Below are 1,444 nucleotides of genomic sequence, written 5' to 3'. Positions count from 1 at the left end.
TTTCTCTTTTTGATGAAGCAGAACAAGAATGCGAGCCAGAGCTTCTTGAAGAAATCACATACAGCAGAGCCAAAAAGAAACAGAAAGGCACTCTTGAAATCAAGCTAGATAACCTTAAGCATGTAAAAGAAGTTTATGATATTGATGAGAAAGATAGAATCTGTGATATATGCGGTACAAAGATGCATAGAGTGGGTGAAGAGTTCGTAAGACATGAAGTAGTTTATGAACCTGCAAAACTCTATGTAAAGGATATATACAGAAAGACATATGAATGTCGTAATTGTCGAAAGAGAGGAAAGGTTGTTATGCTTAAAGCAGGTACACCAGCACCTGTTATTCCTCATTCATTCACATCACCAAGTGTTCTATCTCAGGTGATCACTGATAAGTTCGTCAATCATATGCCTCTTTACAGACAGGAAGCAGAATGGAAACGTCTGGGGCTTGATCTATCAAGAACTACAATGGCCAACTGGCTGATCATAGCTTCGAGAGAATATTTCATTCCAATCGTAAACAGAATGCATGAAATTCTTGTTGAGGAGAAGTACCTGCATAGTGACGAAACTACGGTGCAAGTGTTGAATGAACCAGGTAAGCCAGCGACCTCCAAGTCATACATGTGGGTATATTCAAGCATCAGAGAAAGCAGCAAGCCTATCAGAATATTTGAATACAAGCCTGATAGGAAAGCTGAAAATCCACAGAAGTTCCTTGAAAATTTCAGTGGCACACTGATTTCTGATGGATATGGTGGTTACAATAATATTGCAGGGGCAGTCAATGCATACTGCTGGGCACATGCAAGAAGAAAGTTCTATGAAGCACTTCCTGCAGATATGAAAGATGTCTCTGATACATTGGCTTATACAGGTCTTAAGAAAATAGCCAAGCTGTTTGCGATAGAAAAGGAAATTGATACGTTCCCACCTGAAGAGAAAGTCAAAATACGCCAGAAAAAGTCAAAACCATTAGTAGACGACTTCTTTTCATGGTGCGTTGATGCTCAGAACAAGTCTTTAACACGCTCTAAAATAGGCAAAGCTATTCAGTATGCCCTGAATTTAGAGAAAGGACTGCGTGTATATCTGGATGATGGTTTAGTTCCAATGACTAATTCATTAGATGAACGTAATATAAGACCATTCACCGTGAGTAGAAAAAATTGGCTGTTTAGTACTTCTACCAAAGGAGCAGATGCAAGTGCATCAATATTCAGCCTGATTGAGACAGCTAAAGCTAATAGACTTAGTCCTTTTGATTACATAGAATACATACTAGATATAATGCCTCAGATTGATATCATTCAGCATCCAGAAAAGATTGACTGGTTCATGCCTTGGAGTGAACAGATAAAAGAAGAGTTTGGAATAAAGGACGATTAAATCGAAAATGTGATTTAATCGTCCTTTTTAGGTACACTATATAATTTGGCGCTTAC

1 protein-coding gene is annotated in these 1,444 nt (G+C 38.3%); it reads left to right on the top strand.

The annotated features are described in order from the left end of the window. Nucleotides 1-1,388, top strand: a 1,388-nt coding sequence (gene tnpC, locus H8909_RS13060; RefSeq protein ID WP_187013133.1) for an IS66 family transposase, incomplete at its 5' end; no start/stop codon positions are given. Nucleotides 1,389-1,444 lie beyond the last annotated feature (56 nt).

This window comes from Catenibacterium faecis, assembly GCF_014306455.1.
GTDB classification, from domain to species: Bacteria; Bacillota_I; Bacilli_A; order Erysipelotrichales; family Coprobacillaceae; genus Catenibacterium; species Catenibacterium mitsuoka_A.
The sequence above is the reverse complement of the archived record's forward strand: the minus strand, read 5'-3'. Positions and strand labels throughout refer to the sequence as shown.